Source organism: Herpetosiphon sp. NSE202 (assembly GCF_042688385.1).
GTDB lineage: Bacteria > Chloroflexota > Chloroflexia > Chloroflexales > Herpetosiphonaceae > Herpetosiphon.
In genome coordinates this window covers 65866-85695 of record NZ_JBHUPY010000025.1, presented here as the reverse complement: position 1 = coordinate 85695, position 19830 = coordinate 65866, and the positions used below count along the sequence as shown (strand labels likewise).

General features: G+C 51.8%; 14 protein-coding genes. 9 read left to right on the top strand and 5 right to left on the bottom strand.

Annotated elements, in window-relative coordinates; genetic code table 11:
* The first annotated feature begins 38 nt into the window (after positions 1-38).
* The 4 genes from ACFMKP_RS22970 (at position 39) to ACFMKP_RS22955 (ending at position 4158) form a co-directional block, all read left to right on the top strand.
* Positions 39-1064, top strand: a complete 1026-nt coding sequence (locus ACFMKP_RS22970) for an ABC transporter substrate-binding protein (protein WP_382295660.1) — start codon at positions 39-41, stop codon at positions 1062-1064.
* A gap of 38 nt (positions 1065-1102) precedes the next feature.
* Positions 1103-2134, top strand: a complete 1032-nt coding sequence (locus ACFMKP_RS22965) for a FecCD family ABC transporter permease (RefSeq protein ID WP_382295657.1) — start codon at positions 1103-1105, stop codon at positions 2132-2134.
* Entirely contained in the window at positions 2131-3237 is a 1107-nt protein-coding gene (locus tag ACFMKP_RS22960) for a FecCD family ABC transporter permease (protein WP_382295654.1), read from the top strand. Before ACFMKP_RS22965 ends, ACFMKP_RS22960 begins: the two co-directional genes overlap by 4 nt.
* A gap of 114 nt (positions 3238-3351) precedes the next feature.
* Positions 3352-4158: an ABC transporter ATP-binding protein gene (locus ACFMKP_RS22955; RefSeq protein ID WP_382295652.1), complete on the top strand. Its 807-nt coding sequence runs from the start codon at positions 3352-3354 to the stop codon at positions 4156-4158.
* A 140-nt stretch (positions 4159-4298) separates the two neighbouring features.
* On the opposite strand, the gene ACFMKP_RS22950 is transcribed toward ACFMKP_RS22955, so the two are convergent.
* Positions 4299-6602, bottom strand: a complete 2304-nt coding sequence (locus ACFMKP_RS22950; protein ID WP_382295649.1) for a carbohydrate binding domain-containing protein — start codon at positions 6600-6602, stop codon at positions 4299-4301.
* 277 nt (positions 6603-6879) lie between these two features.
* Positions 6880-8214 carry an alpha/beta hydrolase family protein gene (locus ACFMKP_RS22945; RefSeq protein WP_382295646.1) on the bottom strand — a complete coding sequence of 445 codons (1335 nt, stop codon included), beginning with the start codon at positions 8212-8214 and terminating at the stop codon, positions 6880-6882.
* A gap of 237 nt (positions 8215-8451) precedes the next feature.
* Between ACFMKP_RS22945 and ACFMKP_RS22940 the strand changes: the two genes are divergently transcribed.
* Positions 8452-8781, top strand: a complete 330-nt coding sequence (locus ACFMKP_RS22940) for a hypothetical protein (protein WP_382295643.1) — start codon at positions 8452-8454, stop codon at positions 8779-8781.
* A gap of 135 nt (positions 8782-8916) precedes the next feature.
* On the opposite strand, the gene ACFMKP_RS22935 is transcribed toward ACFMKP_RS22940, so the two are convergent.
* Both ACFMKP_RS22935 and ACFMKP_RS22930 read right to left on the bottom strand, forming a co-directional pair.
* A complete protein-coding gene (locus ACFMKP_RS22935) occupies positions 8917-9426 on the bottom strand; it encodes a hypothetical protein (protein ID WP_382295640.1) in 510 nt (169 codons plus the stop codon).
* Positions 9427-9611: 185 nt separating this feature from the next.
* Positions 9612-10520 (bottom strand): cupin domain-containing protein, encoded by a 909-nt coding sequence (locus ACFMKP_RS22930; protein ID WP_382295637.1) that lies wholly within the window; start codon positions 10518-10520, stop codon positions 9612-9614.
* A 97-nt stretch (positions 10521-10617) separates the two neighbouring features.
* Between ACFMKP_RS22930 and ACFMKP_RS22925 the strand changes: the two genes are divergently transcribed.
* Positions 10618-11376: an SDR family oxidoreductase gene (locus tag ACFMKP_RS22925; protein WP_382295635.1), complete on the top strand. Its 759-nt coding sequence runs from the start codon at positions 10618-10620 to the stop codon at positions 11374-11376.
* A gap of 123 nt (positions 11377-11499) precedes the next feature.
* On the opposite strand, the gene ACFMKP_RS22920 is transcribed toward ACFMKP_RS22925, so the two are convergent.
* Complete coding sequence (locus ACFMKP_RS22920; RefSeq protein WP_382295632.1) at positions 11500-12054, bottom strand: hypothetical protein; 555 nt, start codon at positions 12052-12054, stop codon at positions 11500-11502.
* Positions 12055-12259: 205 nt separating this feature from the next.
* Between ACFMKP_RS22920 and ACFMKP_RS22915 the strand changes: the two genes are divergently transcribed.
* The 3 genes from ACFMKP_RS22915 (at position 12260) to ACFMKP_RS22905 (ending at position 19829) form a co-directional block, all read left to right on the top strand.
* A complete protein-coding gene (locus ACFMKP_RS22915; RefSeq protein WP_382295629.1) occupies positions 12260-12652 on the top strand; it encodes a hypothetical protein in 393 nt (130 codons plus the stop codon).
* Positions 12653-12743: 91 nt separating this feature from the next.
* Entirely contained in the window at positions 12744-16220 is a 3477-nt protein-coding gene (locus ACFMKP_RS22910) for a helicase-related protein (protein WP_382295627.1), read from the top strand.
* A gap of 855 nt (positions 16221-17075) precedes the next feature.
* Positions 17076-19829, top strand: a complete 2754-nt coding sequence (locus tag ACFMKP_RS22905; protein WP_382295624.1) for a DUF1156 domain-containing protein — start codon at positions 17076-17078, stop codon at positions 19827-19829.
* Position 19830: the final 1 nt, after the last annotated feature.

Here is a 19830-nt window from a genome sequence, read left to right as displayed (position 1 = left end):
ATGAAAGGACGATGATGAATATTCGAGGATTCTCGCGTTTGGGATTGATTGCGTTGCTTGCTCTGACCGCATGCGGTACGCCAGCAGCTCAGCCTACAACCGCGCCAACGGCGACCACCGAGCCTGCTGCCGCAGTCCCAACGGCCACTACCGAAGCAAAGCCCGCTGGCACGTTTAGCATTACTGATGGAACCGGAACCACGCTAAGCTTTGAGCAAGCGCCAGCCAAAATTATTTGTCTATACAAGCGCTGTACCGAAGTATTGGCCACCTTGGGCGTTATCCCGCAGGCCTTGCCTGCCTCAATGGCCGAGCTTGCGAAAGATGCTAGCTATTTCAGCCAACCAAACCAAATTGTGCTGCTGCGCGAAACCAACGATGAAATTGGCTTTGACCTCGAAGAGTTGGCTGCGCTCAAACCGGATCTCATTCTCGGCTGGGAAGAGTTGCGAACCAGCATGAATGGCATTGCCCCAGTTTACGCAGTGACCAACGATATGAATTCCTACCAAGATAGCCATGCAGAAACTCGCGCTTTTGCTGCCTTGCTTGGGCGCGAAGCTGAGGCCGAAGCTGCAATCAAAGGCTTCCTTGATCGCTTGGCAGCCTACAAACGACTTGCTCCCAAAGATCGCTCGGTCATGTACATCTTTTTCTATGATGATAAAGTGTATTATCGCGACGGCGACTCGGCGACCTGCGTGCTGTTGAACGAAGTTGGGAGCTGCGCTTGGCCCGATCCAGCCAAAGCATCAAGCTGGAGCGTCGAAACTTCGATTGAAGGCTTGCTTGCCCTCAATCCGGATATGATTATTGTCGATAGCTATGGCTTGAATTCGAAAACTACCGAAGAGCTGCGGGCAAGCGTCGGCAAAAATCCACTTTGGCAAGAACTGACTGCCTACAAAGAACAACGGTTTCTTTTACAACCAGCAGGGATTCATAGCATGGATGGCATGGGTACGGTTGGCGCTGCGCGCTTGCTCGATACCTATATGCCGCTGTTGTATCCTGAGACCTTCCCCCAGCCTCTGACTGAGGATGCGATTAAGGCAGGTCAATAATGCCCTCCACTGCTCTCTCCCCTGATGGGGCGCAGACAGTGCGTACAAGCGCCCGACCAATTCGGGCACTTGTGATGGCGCTCCTCTTGGGAATTGCGCTTGTTGGCGTTGGAATGCTGGCCCTGATGCTTGGTGTAACCCCGATTCCTGCCGCTGATGTATGGTCGATTTTGCTGACTGGCGAGGGCGAGCGCGTCCCAACCTTGGTTATTCAGACCTTGCGGCTACCACGCTTTATCCTGGGCATGCTTGCAGGCGCGGCCCTCGGGCTAGTTGGGGCGTTGCTGCAAAGCGCGCTTGATAATCCGCTGGCTGAGCCGGGCTTGCTCGGGGTTTCGTCTGGTGCGTCGCTTGTCGTGGCGATTGTGATCGTGTTCGATTTGAGCCTGCCGTTTGGGATGCTGCCGGCGCTTGCTTTAGCAGGCGGGCTGGCGGCGGGTTTGCTGATCTTGCTTGCAACCCGACTCACCCGTGACCCCGTGCGCACCATCTTGATCGGCGCAGCCATTAGTGCGCTGCTGAGCGCCATGATCACCTGCGTCGTCGTGCTGGGCGAACCCAACGAAATTCAGGTGCTCTATAGCTTTCTGATCGGTAGCCTGACTGGCCGCGACTGGGATGCTGTGCGCATGGTGCTGCCATGGCTGGCGCTTGGGATTCCGGCCTCGTTGCTGTTTGCGCGAGCACTTAACCTGCTTCAGTTGGGCGATGAACTGGCCGAAGGGCTTGGGTTGCCAGTCTTTCGAACCCGCACAATCCTGCTGATATTGAGTTCAGCAATGATGGCTGCGGTCGTGTCGGCATGCGGGCCGATTAGCTTTATTGCCTTGATTGCGCCGCATATCGTGCGCCGCATCCTGCGCACAAGCGATGCGCGGCCAGTGCTGCCGCTAAGCGCAATGCTTGGTGCGCTCCTGCTCACTGCTGCCGATTTATTAGCGCGCGAGATTTTTAGCCCTGCTGAGCTGCCAGTTGGCCTGATTACGGTTGTGATGGGCGCTCCCTTAGCATTGGTGCTGCTACGACGCACCCTGACCGCTCGTCAAGCGACTGAGGAAGGCGCATCATGACGACTACTCAACGTGATCATCAGTTGCCAACATCTGATCCACGCTCTTGGCTGATCCGCACCTTTCCACTTGCCCTGTTTATTGGCCTAGTCGTCATTGTCGGGCTGTTGATTGTGCATATTGTGGTTGGAACGGTTGAGTTGACCCCGCGTCAGATTTTGGCTGCCCTGCTCAATCAAGCAGATGATCCACTTCATCGGCAAGTAATTTGGAGTCTGCGGATGCCGCGTGCGCTGGTCGCATTGGTTGCGGGCGGGATGCTCGGTTTGGCGGGAGCGATCCTTCAAGCTGTTACTCGCAATCCGTTGGCCGATCCTGGCTTGCTGGGGGTTTCGTCTGGTGGCGTGTTGGCGGTTACGCTCTGGATTGCAATCGCTGCCCAAGTGAGCGATGCAGAAAGCCTACCTGATTCTGGCTTGATCCTGCCAATTTTGGCGTTGATCGGCGGCCTGACCACCGCGAGCTTGGTTTATACCCTGAGTCGGCAGCGTGGCACAACCAACATGGTGCGGCTCGTTCTGACGGGGGTTTTGGTTGGTGGCTTGTGTAGCGCCATGACATCGTTGCTGCTGTTGTGGGCGAGTGAATATAATGTGCAGCGGATGTTGCGTTGGACTATCGGCTCAACCGCTGGCCGGGTTTGGGTGCATTGGCACACCCTCTGGCCTGCCGCCTTGCTGGCACTGCCACTTGGGCTTGCTTGTGCCGGAATCGCCAATGGCCTACAACTTGGCGACGAGATGGCGATCAGTTTGGGCATTCGGGTCGAGCGCGGACGAGCAATGTTGCTCTTTGCCGCTGCGTTGCTGACGGCAGGGGCCGTTGCGGTCGTGGGCAACGTCGGCTTTATTGGCTTGGTTGGGCCGCATATGGCGCGCCGGCTTGCTGGCAGCGATGGGCGACGACTCTTTCCATTGAGCGTGCTGCTTTCGGGCATGCTATTGCTGCTGGCCGATATTTTGGCCCGCACCCTCAGCCTCGATTGGCTGGGCCGCCTGACAAATCTGCCGATTCCTGAAGGCGCTGGGCTGCCAGTTGGGGTGATAACCGCCTTGCTGGGCGCACCATTCTTTCTATATTTATTGCTGCGCCAGCAAAAATAAATTGTCTCAGTGCAATATTGTATCCATCGCAAGGAGCAATTTCATGTATGCAATCGATGTGCCAAATGTTCCTTATGCCTTGACTGAGGCCAACCTGAAGGAGATTTTTACCTTATGAGCAGCGACACAGCTCCAATCGTGCTTGAGGCCGAAACGATCCATGTGCATTATGGCGATCGCCCTGTGGTGGCCGATCTCTCGCTCCAACTGACGCAAGGTACTGTAACCGCATTGGTCGGGCCAAATGGCTCGGGCAAATCGACGCTGCTCAAAACGATGGCGCGGTTGCTGGTGCCAAGTGCAGGCGCGATCTACCTTGATGGCAAGGCAATTACTGGCATGGCTTCAGCAACAATCGCCCAACGCCTGGCGATTCTGCCGCAGGGGCCGCGCGCGCCTGAAGGCCTGACGGTGCGTGAATTGGTCGAGCAAGGTCGCTATCCACACGTTGGTGCCCTCCGTATGCTGCGCCAGCAAGATCACGCCGCCATTCGCGAGGCGCTTGCACTCACCGATATGGAACGTTTCAGCCATCGCGCCCTTGATACGCTGTCTGGCGGTGAGCGTCAGCGCGCTTGGATTGCCTTGGCCCTAGCTCAAGCAACGCCTTTGTTGCTGCTCGATGAACCAACGACGTTTCTGGACATCGGCCATCAGTTAGAGGTGCTAGAGCTGGTTCGGCTGCTTAATCGTGAGCGTGGCATGACCATTGCCGTGGTATTGCACGATCTGAATCAAGCAGCGCGCTATGCTGATCGGCTGGTGGTGCTCCAGCGCGGCACGATTATGAGCGATGGCTCGCCCTTGACCACCCTGACCCCAACAATCCTTGAGCAGGTCTTCGGCGTGCGCGCCCATATTATTCCCGATCCTGAAACAGGCGCGCCAATGTGTGTTCCCTATGCCACAATCAAAGCCTAAGCGCGCCAAGCGCTTTTTTTTGCGTAAGTATAATTCAAAGATTATTCTGTTCAACAGAATTTATTACTTCGTCCAATAATATGCCAAACACGGCCATGCTTTCCCTAACGAAAGCATGGCCGTGCTTAATTAATTGAAGCTTATGGTTTAATCAATTCAGTTGCATCAAGATACAAATCATCGGTTCCAGCAGCGGTTTCGATATACCAGGTTACCCGTTGCAATGTGCCACTCCAGGTTGGGGTTACTTGGCCGCTCAATTGGGTCCATGTGCTGTTCGATAGGGTTGTATTTGGTGAGAGTTGGAGCCATTGATTGCCAGTTGTGGTTTCAATTTGCAGCATAATTCGAGCTTGTGGTGTGCCACTTGCGCTGCGCACCCAAGCTTTGGTTTGATAGGTCACGCCTGCTTGGAAACTAGCAATGTTCAGTTCTTGGGCAGGGCCGTTCCAGGCTGCAACCCGTTGGCTGAATTTCAGCGCATTTGTGCCTTGATAGATAGGGCTATTGACAACCGTCAACGTACAGCATCCCCAGAAATTGCTGCCTTGTTCCATCCCCGGGTTACGCAACAGATTGGTTGGGCCAGGGGTTGGGCTTGCAGTTGGCGTTGGCGTACGGGTTGGCGTGTGGGTTGGGGTTGCCGTTGGCGTGCGGGTTGGCGTATTGGTTGGGGTTGAAGTTGCCGTCGGCGTAATCACAATTGGGCTAAATTCATAGGCCCCAAGGTCGGGAGCGCTACCAGTGTAGGCAAGGCCAACGTTGATGCCTTGATCGACCGCAAAACTGCTGCTGCTGGCCAACGCGTAAAATGGATAGGGCTTTGCGCCTGCCAAGCTGAGTCCTGCTGGTTGCGGCCAATTGTTGCTCAAGCTGACGCTGGTTACTGGCGGCCCATAATTAACAAAAAAGCCCCAATTTGTGTTTGCATAGCTGTTATTGCTTAAAATGAGGTTGGTACATGCAGTAGCCACAACACATTCAGTCGCAACAATCGTATTTAATGTGCCAATTTCATTAGTTTGGAAAATATTATTGCGAATTTCAATATTTTTTAAATAGATGCCCGGCTTATCGCGCCGTTGAATATAAATTGGAATACCAAATGAGCCATAGCCAGTGTTGTTATAAAATTTTACGCCATCGATATATGATGCCTGCACATGGAGCATCCGATGATTGGTTGTAGTTCCTGATTCAAAAACGTTTTGCGAAATCTGATTATTTTTGCGTTCAGGTCCAACATTCTCATCTGCACCAGACCATACAGCAACACCATTTTCACCAGGATTTTTAATATAATTATGATGAATCTTGGTATTGCTCATTGCTACTTCAATTGCTAAATTGCCATACCAATTGTATTCATTCTGCGGTTTACAGGCAACGCCTGGTGTACACCATTCAGTTAAATTCAGGCTATTATCGTGAAAATCAAGCGTGGTTGTTGCTGGAAGTTGATTATTAGCATACCAACTAACAAATGATGTCCATGTATTCACCTGTACATTATTAATTTCATTGCCTTCGAGTAAATTCCATAATTCGATACTAGCAGCCATGCCACGCCATGTGCCACTGGTAATATTCGAGTCGGCAATAATGCTGCCATGATGAATATGAGTGTTTTTAAACCAACCGCCTTTGGCAAATTTCAAGCCATAGGCATCGCTGGTTGGGCTATTAATCACGAAATCGTGAATCTCAGCGCCATTAAGCCCACCAATTTGCACAGCTCCGCTCATCCAACTCCCCATGTGTTTGCCTGCATTGATCACGCTAAAGTGATGCAATTTGAGGTTCTGTACATAGGTTGTCGGTGGAATATGCGCATCAGCACTATCATCTTGGGGATTGTAGCGAATGCTGCCATCAGCATTAATATTAATTGCAACAAAATCGACATCGCTAATGTTCAGGTTGTAGAGTTCGAAATTATGCCGCCCTTGCATATAAATGCCCACGTGTAAGCTGCGATTGTTGCCATTAATGCTTAAATCGTGGATCGACTGGTTGCCATTTGCTGCTGGGGCAGAGATGAAATTTAACATGCCTTCATCATAGGTCGCGCCGGTGGGAGTCCAGGTTGCGCCAGTCAAGATGGTTTGATCCACGCCAGCACCTTGAATATTCACCCCCGTTGGAACATACAATTTGTTGGGCACGAGGTGCGTGCCTGCATTGAGGTAAATCGTGTGGCCTTGATTGGGTGCAACCAGCGCGATCGCGGTCGCGAGGGTTCGCCAAGGTTGGCCGCTGCTGCCATTGCCCGTTGTATCATTGCCAAGCGTTGGATCAACATAATAGGTTGTTGCCAACGCCGTTGCCTGCAATCCCAAGCGCGAGGCTGCTACGGCTCTTGGCTTTGCCACCAGCAATCCGCTACTGATCAATAATCCGACAACTACTAATCCAACAACCAGCCGCCAATGTTGCGTTCTCATTCCTTACCATCCTTCAACACCAACAATACACCACCAGCATGCCTGGCTTCAAGCGGCAAGACAATTGGTTTGGGCGGCAAAATGGTGGCAATGATCAATCGTTGAGACCGCTTTCAGCAAAGCAGCAAGTATGGGTATTGGCTTCTATGTGTAGAATACTCTACCACAAAAATGTTTAAACATTATTAAGCTGGCTTAAAGCTCTGACTATTGGCTGAGCACACTGATTTTGCAGGCGGATCGGCAAACTCCAAGGCTGCCGATCCGCGTTTTCAGCTTACTTCGCAAGCCAGTGCATCTCGTTGCGCTGAGCTAAATCGGCAAATTGATTGTGGCTCACGCCGCGTAAATGCCCATCAAAAAACATGCGCACATAGCGATCTGCAAGCGCTAAGCCTTGGCGTGGCTCAAAGCCATCGGGCACCAACAATGGCGATAGCAGTTGGGCGAAGGTGAACGACAAATGCGAGCTATTAGGCAATTCGAGCCAAACTGCCTGATTTTGAGCATTACTGATTAAGTGGTTCCAGTTTGTGACCGCAGTGGCTAAATTGCCGCTTTCCTGCGACGTGAGCAGCAGCAAGGGCTTGGTTGCAGCGCGCTCAACGCTTTTGCCATACAGCCCTCCATCGAGATTGACTACCACCGTGCAGCGAGCATCAATTTCACACGTTTCCAAGGCGGTTGCGCCACCAAATGAATGGCCAAAGAGGCCAATATTTGCAAGATCAAGCTGCCCAGCCAATAAGCCATCGTTTGCATTCCACTGTGCAAGCGTATCCAACACAAAGCGTTGATCGGCAATCCAGACTGGTAAGACGTGCTGATTAATCTGCTCGGTTGTTACTTCTTGGGCTGGATCGATGCCAAAATGAGCAAAATTGGAGAAGCGCACTTCGCCATCGGGAAAGACGGTTACTGCTGCTGCATCGGTGTGATCGATGGCGACCACCAGATAGCCCCAACTTGCCAGTTCTTGAAATGTCGAGCTATTTTGGGCGCGCAAGCCAACCATGCCTGGCGAAAACACCAGCACTGGCAACGGCCCAGCCGTTTTTAGCACGGGCACACCTTCGCTAGCAGCAAGCCTAATGTAGCGTAAGTGTTGAAAGACAAATGCTGGAATTCCGGTCATATCTGCTAGCCCAGCCGCTAGCTGATCGGGGTACTTGGTGAATGGCGCAGCCTCGCCAGCATAGCCCGCAGGATACCAAACCGAAACCATCAAGCGGCGTTGACGGCTTGCATCAACCACTTCGCGATCGACAATGCCAACCGCATACGGCCCTGTTGGCGCGGACAAGCTTGGCACTGGCAGCAGCCAACTTGCGCCAATAATGCCTAAAACAAGCCCAACAAAGCTTAGGCCACTGATAATCCGTAAGCGACGTTCGCTATACGTCAGACATTGATTGAGCAACACCAAGCTGGCCAGCCCATACAGCGGCAGCATTTGGATGCGCCAACCCTCGAAGAGGATGTGAATCAAACCCACAACGGCTGGCAGCAATGCTGCACTCAAGCGCCAGTGTGCTCGCGAACGTTGCGGCAGAAACGGCAAAAACAAAGTTGGCAAAAAGGCTAAACAGACGATCCATTCCAAGCTGCGCATTGTGGATTCCTTTGCAAACACAGTCAACGATGTGGGTGCAGGATAGCTGTTTAGCATCGCGAACCAATATCGAAACGGTTGCAAGCTATTGCCAAAAAACAAACATTTGTTAACGAATATAAGATAGAATATTCTGCAAAACAGAATATATACTGAACAAGCTACTGCTTTTCGGCCTAATTCTTGCTCCTATCTTACGCTAGAACTGAACAATCAAATAGCTTAAAGGAGCGAATTATGAGTTCAGATACGAATATTGCTGAGGTTTATAATGGCATCGTTGTTCAGCTGGAAACCCTGTTGCGCTCACGTTTTGATGATATTACCTGGGATCTTGGGCGCTATAGTGAACTTGATGCCCAAGCCAAGGTCGAACATCTTGCCAATGGCAACCAGCGCATCACCGGTATTATCGTGACCGGAACTGCCAATGATGGCAAACACCAAAGTAGCTTCATTCCAATCGACTTTACGCCAGAAGGCTACCCCACCATTGATAACCTTGATGAAACCGTGGTTGCTTTAGCCGAGCAATTACGCATCCCACTCTTAGAGCCAGCAAGCTAGTTTTAGGGAATTTCATTTGACATAATATTTTCGAAATCGATATTGGATTGGCCATGCTTGCTAGCGAACCTTAGCGTTTAGCAGCAAATGCCGCTGTGATCGAGGCAAACTCGGGGTCGCTTGCCAACCATGTCTCTAGGATTTGGGCTTCGTTGCCGAGCGAAAAAACCGGAAACGTGCGCTGAAGCGCGTGATCTCTGTTTGCGGGTCAGCAGTTCGAATGCGCATGACATACCCGTGGTCAGCGATCGAATAACGCTTACCATTTATTTCTATCCAACCGGACTCTTTACTGCGATCCGACTCAACCCAAATCGTTGATGTCACCAGCGTGCCATCTCCAAACCGAAGCTGGCACTGATAGACTTTCTGCTGATCGATAATCGGTTTCGTACAGGTTTTCTGCATTGTAGGGCCATCTGCGACGATAATTAGCTGTAATCCTTTGTCCCACGTATAAAGCCGATAGGCCGCCGTCGGAATAGTGCGGGCAACACGAATATCAGGCATTGTCAACGAAAAAATTGTATTATTAGGGTCTTGGCATGCAAAGACAAAAAACATCCCAATCAAGCAAATGCCAATTAGTCGCTTAATGCTATCGATGAACGAGTTTGGCGCTTTAGGTGGCGATGAGCTATTCATTATATAACTCCAGCCTATTTGTTCAAACGATTGATACGGTGGCAGTCTGCGCTGGTACATTGTTTTTTTGGATCATTATTTTAATTCCTCTTGTAACCACTGGCATCGCGAACGAAGCTTCCTGACGATCGGCATTAATCAACAACATTTTGTCCAGACTGTTGTCTATGAGAACTTTACAGTAATCAGGCTTGGCGTAGCGCCTGCTCTCGTGCATACTGGGTTGGCGGAACCCCAACGTGCCGCGTAAAGGCAACGCTGAAGGTGCTCGCGGAGCTGTAGCCAACTTGCTCGGCGACGGCGGCAACACTTACGTTCTTATCACGCAAGATGTTTTTCGCCAGCGCTATCCGCCAGTTGAGCAAGTATTCCATTGGCGTTACGCCGACTGCGTGCCGGAAGCGCTCAAAGAAGGTCGAACGCCCGAGCGCCGCCTCGTTTGCCAGCTCCGCCACCGTCCACGCCTTGGTCGGTTGCTCATGCATCCGTCGCAGGGCAATCGCCAGTCGCTCATCGGCCAACCCACGTAGCAGGCTTGGTGAGGCTGCGGTTCCTGCCGTTGAGCGCAAAGCTTCAATAAGCAGCACTTCAAGCAGACGGGCAAGAATAACCTCACGCGCAGATCTTTGTTCGCGCGCCTCTTCTTGGACAAGCTCCATAAGGATGGAGAGTCGGCGCTCGTGGCGAACATGCACAAGTTGCGGGAGTAGCGAGACAAGCAGGCGGGCATCTGGGGAATCGAAGACACAGTAGCCCACCACCATGCGCACATCAGGCGGGCCACTTGCCACACCATGGCGGATTTCGCCGTTGGGCAATACAACGTGTCTGCTGGCGTATTCCTGTGGTGCTGGGCCAACACTCGATACAGTGAAGTCGAATGCTGACGGGATCAGTACGAAATCACCCTGTTCGAGGAGCAGCGGGGGGCAGCCATCGACGGTAAGCAGAATCGTCCCCGCAAGGATGGCGCAGTAAAAGGGCCTGCCAACCTCCGTCCGTCGCACAATCCACGACCCTGCGCCACTTACCAGCTTTGAGAACGGGGCACTCGGCTGAAGCAGCGTGACAACCTCTGCAAGCGGATCAATCATTCTTGGACTCCTACCAATGAAATGTGGACGTTCTAGTGTAGCACGTCCAGGCGGTGCTGGCTATACTCACAACATAATCTTTCAATGAGGAGTCACCATGAACACGATCTTAATCACAGGATGCTCGACCGGATTCGGCCTCGAAACCGCACGTAGCTTTCTCGAGCGCGGCTGGAAGGTCATTGCCACGATGCGAATACCAAACGCCGACGTGTTGCCAGCGTCCGAGCATTTGCGCATCCTCGCGCTTGATGTCACCGATCCAGCGAGCATTCGCGCCACGGTGGAAGCCGCTGGGCCAATCGATGTGCTGGTCAATAACGCTGGCGTTGGTCTGCTCGGCATTGTCGAGAGCACTCCGATGGAGACAATCCGCGCCACGTTCGAGACCAACACGTTCGGCGCGATGGCCGTGACTCAGGCCTTCCTGCCTCAGTTCCGTCAGCAGCAGGGCGGAGTCATTGTAAACGTCTCTTCCAGTACGACGCTCATGCCGCTCCCAATGCTCGCTGTATACACTGCAAGTAAAGCGGCGCTCAACGCATTCAGCGAGTCGCTCGCCTTGGAGCTTGAACCATTTGGCGTGCGGGTACGATTGGTGCTACCCGGGAGTTCGCCGGAAACCGCATTTGGCCAGAATGCACAGACCGCTATGCGCACGCAGGGTCTTGGTGTTCCCGAAGCCTACGCCGAATTTGCACAGGGTGTTACCGAGGCCATGGCTGCCCGCCGTGCACAACCGCGCACCCGATCGCTCGACGTGGCCGAAGCCATCTGGCGGGCAGTCACCGATGCTGCGAGTCCAATGCGTCTGCCTGCTGGCGCAGATGCTGTTATGCTCTCAACCGCGAATTAGCCGGATGCTCCAACGTCCGACCGTCCTAACCTGAGGCCATGCGCGCTTGTGTACGAGCGCGCATGGTCTCATCGATTTAATCTTGGGGCCAATTCTTTACTGAAAGCGGATGGTCTCATCGATTTAATCTTGGGGCCAATTCTTTACTGAAAATGGGCCAGATATTTCGCGAGTGATGCTTACCTTAGAACCAGCATCATCGTCCGTAATGGTAATTGTCATCCCAAATGCAGGGCCACAGACTGCGTTTGCTGTGTAAACATACCTGCTCGTTGTTGCACTAAATTGCTCTTCCTGCCAAGCAGCAGCAAGGGCTTGTTCGCGATACCATGCCAAGATCGTCGCTGATGGCGCGGAACTGCTAAATGTCGTGTGCCGGATAGCCGCTAGATCAGTGGGAGTCTCGGTCTGAGTCAGATCACGATAGTCAGGATACAGCAGTCGCTGGGGATAGACGGGGTGGTCTAATGTTTCGCAACCACGATATTCATACCACTCCTCCTCAGTCGGCGTTGGTTGGGCCAGCGTGGCACGAACTGGCGTTGCCGATGGTAGCAGGTTGGCCTGCATTATCGTCGCGGTCGCTAGCACAGACTCTTGGGGAATACTAGATTGTGGTGTCGAATCACATCCCTGAAGCAGTACAACTGCCAGCAAAAGTACAAACACATAGTTCATCGAAACCATCCTTAATCTACGATCGAGAAAGCAGCTGCTTGTAGTACATAAAACATCCGAGATTGTTAGCATGTTCCAGCAAAAAATTCGGTTAACCCAGCAGTTGCCATGCTGAATGCTATAATCGGTCATTGAAGAAAGATCGATTGATAATGAGGATTTTTGGCAAGCATAACAACCATTGTAGTTCAGATTGATGGAGATTATGATGAGTTATAGCGAAACGCATGACATTATTCCAAAATTGCACGCTATTCTTGCTGCTGTTCCTGATGCTGCTGCTGAACATCATCTGGGGCGGCCATTTTTGACCGCCTATCAAATTGCGATTGCCTTTGCCCAGCGCCATCCTGATGATGTAGCAAATTTAGGCCATCCTATTGGTGGCCAAGGCAGTGGCAGCCGCTATAGTCTTTCAACCTATGTTGCCCGGCTTTTGTCGGGCTATGTGAAAGCTAATCCAAACGGGCCAATCGAAGGGGCCTTCATCTCAAACTGGCATCTTAACGAGCTAACGTTTAACTATAATGAGCAGCTTATTCGCTCATCATTAACCGAATCGTCGTTTACGCTCTCGATGTTTCGGCTAAAATCATAAAGCGTTAACTCTGAACGATACAATCAAATCTGAATTTGAAAGCTAGTTGTTCATGGAGCTGTGGTTGTAGGATTGAATTGGAGCCATATGTATGTTAGCGTTTGACGATTTAGCCAAGGATATGCAGGTGCTTGGTATTATCCCAACCCAAGCAGTGACGCTGGTTTCGGTCGATTACATCCCATCAGCACAGGCTGCGCATATTTCTTATCGCACAGCCGATGGCCAGCTCCACGAAACAATTCTCTTTCGCGACCAAGCACGTACCTTAACCCATGTTGCTCGGCCAACTACTTGGAACCCAGCCCTTGATGGCAATCTGCTTCGGTTGGTCCTTGAGGCCCAACGCATCAAATTAGCCTATTTGTTTGACTCACGCTTGGCCGTCCATGTTTCGCAAGTTGAGCCATTGCCGCATCAAATTACCGCGGTCTATACAGAAATGGTGCCGCGCCAACCCTTGCGCTATATTTTGGCCGACGACCCCGGCGCTGGCAAGACAATTATGGCTGGCTTGTTGATTAAAGAATTAATGCTGCGCGAGGATGTTAAGCGCTGTTTGATTGTTACCCCTGGGAGTTTGGTCGAGCAGTGGCAGGATGAATTGGAACAGCGCTTTCAGTTACATTTTCGAATTTTGACTCGCGATGCGTTTGACCAGAACCCGCTGTGGTTTCAGGAACAACCTTTTGTTCTCGCCCGCTTAGACCATCTGAGCCGTAATGAATCCATGCAGCGCGAGCTTCAGCAGTGCGATTGGGATTTGGTGATCGTTGATGAGGCCCATAAGATGGCAGCATCATTCTTTAGTGGCGATGTGTCGTTTACTAAGCGCTATGAGTTAGGACGCTTATTATCCAGCCAAACCCGTCACTTTCTTTTGCTCACCGCAACTCCGCATAATGGTAAAGAAGAGGATTTTCAACTTTTTCTTGCCTTGCTCGATGCCGATCGCTTCGAAGGCCGCTTTCGGACTGGCGTGCATACCGTGGATACCTCGGATTTGATGCGGCGCTTAGTCAAAGAACAATTATTGCGCTTTGATGGAACGCCCTTATTTCCTGAACGGATTGCCACGACTGTCTCCTACCAATTATCTGCTGCAGAAGCCTTGCTCTACGACGATATTACGACCTATGTGCGCCAAGAATTTGATCGGGCTGATGCCTTAGCCAATGGTGGCCGTAAAACCACTGTTGGCTTTGCCCTAACAATTCTCCAACGCCGCTTGGCTTCATCGCCAGCAGCTGTCTATCAGTCGTTGCGGCGGCGACGTGAACGCTTGCAACGCCGCTTGCAAGACCATCTGAGCCAGCGCGCCGATCTGCAGCAAACAACGCTTGATTGGGATTCCAGCCAGCTGCTTGATGCAGCTGAGCTTGATGATTTGGCTGGCGATGAACAAGAGGCGCAAGCAGATGCCTTAGTTGATCAAGCCAGTGCGGCCCAAACGATTACTGAACTGCAACGCGAAATTGAACGCTTGGGCGAATTGGAGCAGCAAGCCGCAGCGCTCCTAAACCGCCAAGGCGATACCAAATGGGATCAAGTGTCGCAATTGCTTCAGACCAACACCGAACTGCGCGATGAGCATGGCCGCATGCATAAATTGGTGGTCTTTACCGAGCACCGCGATACCTTAAGCTATTTGGTCGAGCGGATTCGTGGGTTGCTTGGTCGACCCGAGGCGGTCGTTGCCATCCATGGCGGCGTGTCGCGGGCAGAACGCTTGGCCAACGAAGCTGCTTTTCGCGAACATCCGGATGTGGTGGTTTTAGTGGCAACCGATGCTGCTGGCGAAGGGATTAATTTACAGCGTGCTCACCTCATGATTAATTACGATTTGCCATGGAATCCCAATCGCTTGGAGCAGCGCTTTGGCCGTATTCACCGGATTGGCCAGCGTGAGGTGTGCCATGTCTGGAATTTGGTGGCTGCCAACACCCGCGAAGGTGCGGTCTATGAGCGGCTTCTTAGTAAATTGGCAACTGAACGAAGTGCACTTGGCGGGCAGGTCTTTAATGTGTTGGGTAAATTATCGTTTGATCAACAGCCGCTGCGCGAACTTTTGCTCGAAGCAATTCGCTATGGCGACCAGCCAGCTGTGCGCGAGCGGCTTGATCGAGCGGTGGATATGGCACTTGATCGCCAACATTTGCAAGCGTTGTTGCAAGAGCGCGCCCTCACCAGCGATGTTTTTGATCAGCAGTTGGTGCAGAATGTGCGCGAGGAGATGGAACAAGCTGCCGCCCAACGCTTACAGCCGCACTTTATTGCTGCCTTTTTTCGCGCAGCTTTCCAGCAGCTTGGTGGCTCATTACGCGAACGCGAGCAAGGGCGGCTTGAGGTTATGCATGTGCCGCAGCCAATTCGCAACGAAGCGCAAGCTACTCAGCGCGCTGCGCTGGCCCAGCAGTATGCACGGATTACCTTTGAAAAGAATTTTGTTCAGCACCAACGGCTTGATGCAACACTCATTACGCCTGGGCATCCGCTCTTAGATAGCACATTAAATTTACTCTTACACAAGCATCGTGATCTGTTGCATCAAGGCGGGGTTTTGGTAGACCCAACCGATTTGGGGCTTGTGCCACGAGTCTTGTTTGTGTTTGATCACGCAATTCGTAATGGGCGACACGATGTGGTTTCGCGCCGAATTCAGTTTGTTGAAATTAGCGAAAATGGCGCAATTCGCCATGCAGGCAGTGCGCCGTATCTCGATTATCGCGCGCTCACGCCTCAAGAACAGGCGTTGGTTGCTCAAGCATCGTGGCAGCTCGACCATGCCACCGAGCAAGCAGCACGCATGTATGCGATTCAGCATTTGCTGCAAGAGCATCTCGCCCAGATGCAAGCCACAACCCAGCAACGCATTCAGCGCGTGCGGCGGGCAGTCCATGAGCGTTTGACCAAGGAAATTTTCTATTGGGATCAGCGTTCAGTAGCCTTGGAAGCAGAAGAACGCCGTGGCCGCAACCCCAAAGTTAATTCGCTTAAAGCGCGGCAACGAGTAACCGAATTGGAACAACGCTTGACCCAGCGTAATGCCCTGCTCGATCAAGAGGCGCAGTTAAATCCCAGTCCGCCAAGTATTCTCTGTCAGATTATGGTCGTGCCAACTGGCTGGTTGCTGCAACACGAGCCACAGCCCCAGCTTGCAATCGATACCGCTGACCATAATCGCCAGGTTGAATTACGGGCGATGGCGGCAGTGATGCAGCACGTGCGCAGCCATGGCTATGAACCAGTCGATGTGAGCCACGAGAAGCGCGGCTATGATGTGTTGGCAACCCATCCGCATTTGCCAACCCGCTTTTTCGAGGTCAAGGGCCGTACCAATAGTAGCGAATTATCGCTCACCCGCAATGAGGTCTTGGCAGCCTTGAACACCAGTAGCTCTTGGCGCTTAGCTTTAGTCGATGTCCCAAGCGCATTGCACCAAGCTTGTGCGGTGCGCTACCTCGCGCCCTTTTTTAACCAAGATCGCGATTTTGCCGAAACAAGCCGTAGCTATCGTTGGCAAACGCTGTGGGATCAAGCCCATCAGGAGTTCGATGAAGCATTCTGAAAAAGCAAAAGGCAGAAGTCAAAATAGAACATAGAACATAGAAACATAGATGTACTGGTACATCAGGTTAACCACCGCCTGATGCCAGCACCCCAACCCCTCTCCCACGTGGCGGGCGAGGGTCTTTAACGCGGTGGTTCTTGCGCACTGCATTGGTAAAAACCGGTGCTCCCCTCGCCCGCGTCCAGTGGGAGCGGGGCTTTAACGCGGTGGTTCTTGCGCACTGCATTGGTAAAAACCGGTGCTCCCCCTCGCCCGCGTTCAGTGGGAGAGGGGGCTGGGGGTGAGGGCATGTTTGACCACCACACTTTTTAACAACCTACCCTTGAAAGCCCGTGGTGCGGGCGAGGGGCTTTAACGCGCTGGTTCTCCCGCAATTCCTTGGCGAACAATGGTCGGCTCCCCCTCGCCCGCGTTCAGTGGGAGAGGGGGCTGGGGGGTGAGGGCATGCCCCACGCTACTACCAAATGCCTAAAAACCTACCCTTGAAAGCAGAGGGGCCGGGGGTGAGGGAATGAACCATGGTTGCCAACCGAATGAACTAGACACATAGAACATAGAACATATGGCGTTGGGGATCGGGGATAAGGTATCAGGGTTCAGGCGCTGGCAACATAAGCGCATCAATCTGTGCCAATCTGTGGCGAAAAACAGCTCTTTCGTGGAATTCGGACAAAGCAGATCGAGATTTTAATGCAGCGGCGCAGACAAATCATAGCTACAGGCTAGTGGCCTTAGGCAGAGAACAGCCCATCACCCATAGCCATAGATTTTTGGGTATAATGCAAGGCATACTCAGCCAGTTCGCAACCGTGTTTTCCGTTGCAGGGTGGCTTGCCAAGGATGCATACCAGAATGACAACCCGTAAGAAGTTGATCGAGGTGGCCTTGCCGCTCGACGCAATTAATGCTGCCGCTGCTCGTGAAAAGTCGATTCGCCATGGTCACCCGTCAACCTTGCATTTGTGGTGGGCACGCCGCCCCTTAGCTGCATGCCGAGCAGTGCTCTTTGCTTCGTTAGTCGATGATCCATCAAGTTTGCCTGAGCAGTTTCCTACTGAAGAACAACAACATGCAGAGCGCTTGCGTTTATTTGGCATCATTGAGCGTTTAGTGCTGTGGGAAAATAGCACCAATCCGAAAGTGTTGGCCGAAGCCCATGCCGAAATTTTGCGCTCAACCAACGGTAATCCGCCGCCTGTGCTCGATCCGTTCGCTGGTGGAGGATCAATCCCCTTGGAAGCCCAACGTTTAGGCTTAGAAGCCCATGCCTCAGATTTGAACCCGGTTGCGGTGTTGATCAATAAGGCTTTGATTGAAATTCCGCCCATGTTTGCCAACCAACCACCAATTCACCCCAGCGATGGCAAGCAGATGGCAGTCAAAGAGTGGCGCGGCGCAGCAGGCTTGGCCGAGGATGTGCGCTACTATGGCGAGTGGATGCGCCAACAAGCCTTTGAACGAATTGGTCACCTCTACCCCAAGGTCACGTTGCCCAAAGAACACGGCGGCGGCGAAGCAACCGTGATTGCTTGGCTCTGGGCACGCACTGTTAAATGCCCCAACCCCGTTTGTGGTGCGATGATGCCGTTGGTGCGAGCCTTTGAGCTTTCTACCAAAAAGGGCAAAGAAGTTTGGCTAAAACCAGTTATCGACCATGTGGCGAAAACCGTTAAATTTGACATAACTACAAACAAAAAAGAGGTTCCTGCATCACCCAAAGTTGGCCGTGGGGCGCAGTTTCGCTGTTTAGTTTGCCAACAAATTGCTGAGGGACTACACATTAAACAGGAGGGTGTGGCTGGCCGGATGCAGGCTCAATTGATGGCGATTGTTGCCGAAAGTAAACAAGGCCGAATCTATTTGCCAGCCAATGAGAGCCATGAAACTATTGCAGCCTCGGCTATGCCTACATGGAAACCAGAAACCCCAATCAGTGATGATCGACGCTCATTGTTTACGCCGCTGTATGGGTTAACAACATTTGGTGATTTGTTCACAGATCGGCAGTTACTTACATTAACTACCTTTGCTGATCTAGTGGCTGATGTGCATAAAAAAGCTCTTAGTGATTGTACTGAAAGTGATTTAGCTGATCCAAATTTATATGCAGATTCCATTAGTTTATATTTAGGATTTGCCGTTGATCGTAGCGCAGATCGAGGGTCAACTATTTGTAGTTGGGATGTAGGATATACAAAAATCCGAAATACATTTGCTCGGCAGGCAATCCCAATGACTTGGGATTATGCTGAAGCTAATCCTTTTAGTGATTCAACAGGTAATTTCTTATCTTGTGTTGATTGGATATATAAGGTTATTAATAACTTAATTTTTACTCTAAAGAATAAAGTCACTCATGAAAATGCAATGGATTCACACTTGACTTCGGTAAAAACATTGGTATCAACCGATCCACCGTACTATGATAATATTGGCTATGCTGATCTTTCTGATTTCTTCTATATTTGGCTAAAACGCTCGCTAGCATCAATATACCCAGATCTCTTTAGCACCTTACAAACGCCGAAAGCGCCAGAGTTGGTGGCACTACCTCATCGTTTTGGTGGCAGCAAACAACAAGCCAAGGAGTTTTTTGAGCAAGGCTTTCGCCAAGTTTTTGAACGATTAAACCATATTCAGCACCCTGATTTCCCTTTGACGGTGTATTATGCCTTCAAGCAAGCAGAAACCGACGACGACGATGGCGATTTAACCACTGCCTCAACTGGTTGGGAAACCATGCTCGAAGGCATGATTTCCAGCGGCTGGACGATCAATGGCACATGGCCGATGCGTAGTGAACTGAGCAATCGCATGGTCGCTAGTGGCACAAACGCCTTAGCATCGTCGATTGTCTTGGTCTGTCGGCCACGGGCGGCTGATGCTCAACGCGTGACCCGCAATGCCTTTTTGGCGGCCTTGCGCCGCGAGTTGCCCCAGGCTTTGCGCGATTTACAGCAAGGGAATATCGCTCCAGTCGATTTGGCCCAAGCAGCAATTGGCCCGGGCATGGCGGTTTTTTCGCGCTACAGCGCCGTTTTAGAGCCAGATGGCCAGCCGATGCGCGTGCGTACCGCGCTCCAACTGATCAACAAAGAGCTTGACGAAGTGCTTGCCGAGCAAGATAACGAATACGATGCAGAAACTCGTTGGGCCGTGGCATGGTTCGATCAATTTGGGTTAACCGCCAATTCATATGGCATTGCCGAAACGCTCTCGAAAGCCAAAAATACCGCAATTGAAGGCTTGGTTGAGGCTGGTATTTTAGAGGCCAAAGCAGGCAAAGTGCGTTTACTTAGCCGCGACGAATATCCAACTGATTGGCATCCAGGCACTGATCGGCGCTTGACCGTTTGGGAAATCACTCAGCATCTGTGTCGCGCGGTGATGCAAGGCGAAGAAAAAGCGGCAGCGCTGTTGGCCGAATTGCCTAGCGATCTGGCCGAAATTGCCCGCGATCTGGCCTATCGGCTCTATAACACGAGTGATCGTAAAGGTTTGACCCAAGAAGGATTTGCCTATAACACGTTGGTGATTGCATGGCCGGAGCTACGCAAACTTGCCGCCAACCAGCAAGGCCAAGCAAGCCAAACTAGCCTATTCTAAG

Coding starts and splice junctions, on each gene's coding strand:
- ACFMKP_RS22960 (WP_382295654.1), top strand. CDS start 2,131: ATGACGACTACTCAACGTGATCATCAGTTGCCAACATCTGATCCACGC.
- ACFMKP_RS22955 (WP_382295652.1), top strand. CDS start 3,352: ATGAGCAGCGACACAGCTCCAATCGTGCTTGAGGCCGAAACGATCCAT.
- ACFMKP_RS22950 (WP_382295649.1), bottom strand. CDS start 6,602: ATGAGAACGCAACATTGGCGGCTGGTTGTTGGATTAGTAGTTGTCGGA.
- ACFMKP_RS22945 (WP_382295646.1), bottom strand. CDS start 8,214: ATGCGCAGCTTGGAATGGATCGTCTGTTTAGCCTTTTTGCCAACTTTG.
- ACFMKP_RS22940 (WP_382295643.1), top strand. CDS start 8,452: ATGAGTTCAGATACGAATATTGCTGAGGTTTATAATGGCATCGTTGTT.
- ACFMKP_RS22935 (WP_382295640.1), bottom strand. CDS start 9,426: ATGAATAGCTCATCGCCACCTAAAGCGCCAAACTCGTTCATCGATAGC.
- ACFMKP_RS22930 (WP_382295637.1), bottom strand. CDS start 10,520: ATGATTGATCCGCTTGCAGAGGTTGTCACGCTGCTTCAGCCGAGTGCC.
- ACFMKP_RS22925 (WP_382295635.1), top strand. CDS start 10,618: ATGAACACGATCTTAATCACAGGATGCTCGACCGGATTCGGCCTCGAA.
- ACFMKP_RS22920 (WP_382295632.1), bottom strand. CDS start 12,054: ATGAACTATGTGTTTGTACTTTTGCTGGCAGTTGTACTGCTTCAGGGA.
- ACFMKP_RS22915 (WP_382295629.1), top strand. CDS start 12,260: ATGATGAGTTATAGCGAAACGCATGACATTATTCCAAAATTGCACGCT.
- ACFMKP_RS22910 (WP_382295627.1), top strand. CDS start 12,744: ATGTTAGCGTTTGACGATTTAGCCAAGGATATGCAGGTGCTTGGTATT.
- ACFMKP_RS22905 (WP_382295624.1), top strand. CDS start 17,076: ATGACAACCCGTAAGAAGTTGATCGAGGTGGCCTTGCCGCTCGACGCA.